1 pseudogene is annotated in these 2258 nt (G+C 41.0%); it reads right to left on the bottom strand.

From position 1 onward, the window contains the following. Positions 1–2258: pseudogene (locus tag OCV67_RS13120) on the bottom strand (hypothetical protein); the annotation flags it as partial.

Below are 2258 nucleotides of genomic sequence, written 5' to 3'. Positions count from 1 at the left end.
GTTTCTATTATACCATTTTCTGTAGTCTTTTTGCAAGCGTCAGAACCATCAAGATAATACGAATATTCGTAGCTCGATATGGTAGTATTGCTGGATTTGTTTACGATATTTGTAATTCTGTTCGCCTTGTTGTAAGTGTAGGTCGAAATTACGCCGTTTGCAAGGGTTTCAGACTTCTTGTTTCCGTTTGCATCGTAAGTATAGGATACAGTTTCTTCTCCTGATTCCTTAACCTTAACAACACGCATTTCACCGTCGTATTCATATGTTTTTGAAGAATACAGCAGGAGATGATACTGCCCTGTAAGTTCTTCTCTTAAATACTGAGAAATTCCCTCATAGAAATATCCTCTGAAAATGGAGTAGCCATTTCCGTCATATTCGGTTTCTGTATATTTTCTTCCAAGCGAGTCATAAATTGTTGTTGTCGTAAGACCGTTGCTCACTGTCTTAGTAATTTTTCCCATACTGTCATAAGTATACGACTTGCTGACATTCTTGGAAGAATCGCTTGAGTTAACCGTATTTGAGGTAAGCACACGATTAAGTGCGTCATAAGTATTTGTTGTAACATTGCCGTTAGCGTCGGTTGAAGTAAGAACATTTCCGTTCAGATCATATGTAATCGTACCTGAATTGTAGCCAGTGCTGTCGGTGGTTCTTACCGCTCTCAGCCAGCTGTCATACTCATAATTTGTTGTCAGATATGTGCTGTCATTCTCAGAGGACATACCTGTGTACATCTTAACCTGAACTCCGGCATTGTTGTAAAAATATTTTGAAATATTCTTCTCGTCGGTTACAGTACCATCGCTGAGAGTTACCTTTTCAAGCAGTCCCATAGCGTTGTACTGATTCTGAGTAACGCTGTTTTTGTTATTGTCAACATTCTGAATAACCTTGATAATGTTGCCGTTTTTGTCGTACTTGTTTTCTGTGACAGAATACTTTTCACCCTCAAATGGAGCTTCAATTTTGGTCACCTTGTTGAGGAAATTGTACTCATATTTGGTAGTATTGCCTAAAGCGTCAGTCTGACGGGCAAGCTGACCGTTTGCGTAATATGCGCTTGTTCTCTTGGTTTCATCGTTGGTTTTTTCCTCAACAGGATTGCCTCTGAAATCGGCAAGAGTTTCAGTAACAACCTGTTTTTCAGCCGTGATGTATGTGGTTTTGATTGTTCTCAGTCCGCTGCATGAGTGGGAAGAAGAACTGTCAAGAGCCGTGTAAATATTAAAGCCGTGATTCTTTACGAATTCGTAAGAGGTTTCCGTAAGAATCTGTTTTGCAGCGTCTGCTCCGGATTTAAAATATGTTGCCTTTTCACGCTGCAAACCGTCGTATTCAACGATATTAATTGTGCCGTCCGGATTGGTTTTCTCGGTAACATTTCCATAAGCGTCGTATGTGAACGAGGTTACATTACCCAGTGCGTCGGTCTGGGTTTTAACTGCGCCGCTTGGGTAATATGTGACGTGCGTTCCGTGACTCTTGTCGGCAGAATAATTAGGCGAATATTCGGCTGTCTTTCTGCTGAGTTTATCGTATTCCGTGATGGTAACAGCAGCTGTTGAGCCTGTGCCATAATCGCTGATCTTTGTGACGTTGTTGAAATTATCATATTCGTATTCCTTTACCGCATAAACGTTGTTTGCAATGTCAACGCTTGTGGTTTCCTTCGAGACCTGAAGCTGTGAATTGTACTCATACTCTACAGTGTTTACAACAGTATTTCCGTCCTTGATGGTCTTTTTAATGGGAAGTCCCTTTGCGTTGCCGGAAGTTCCATAAGTGTACTCTGTCACATTCCCTTCAGGGTCAGTAATAGTGCGGACAAGACCTGCAATTGAAGCTGTTTCACTTGCAGGATAATATGTGTAAACGGTCATTGCGTAATCGGAATAAGTTACATCTGCAAGATTATAACTGCTCTGTGCAATTGCGTCTGCATTAGAAACAGGACTCAGGCTCTGATACTTTTTCAGAACATTTACGCCCGATTCATCATACTCATTAATCACAACATTTTTGCTCTCGTCAACCTGAACCAGCGGCATATTTTTATCATTGTAGCGTGCTAAAGTAAAAGTACCGTCAGGGTTGATTTGCTTGGTAACATTGCCGCTGCTGTCACGTTCATACTTTGTAGTATTGCCCATGATATCAACGCTTTCCTTGACCTCGTCATACTTGTTTTCATCGTCAATCATGTTGTAGGTGATTTTATCGACCTCATATGTCTGACCGTCGGTTTCTAC

The organism is Porcipelethomonas ammoniilytica, from assembly GCF_025567485.1.
Taxonomy (GTDB): Bacteria; Bacillota; Clostridia; order Oscillospirales; family Ruminococcaceae; genus Porcipelethomonas; species Porcipelethomonas ammoniilytica.
This window is presented reverse-complemented; position numbering and strand designations above follow the sequence as displayed.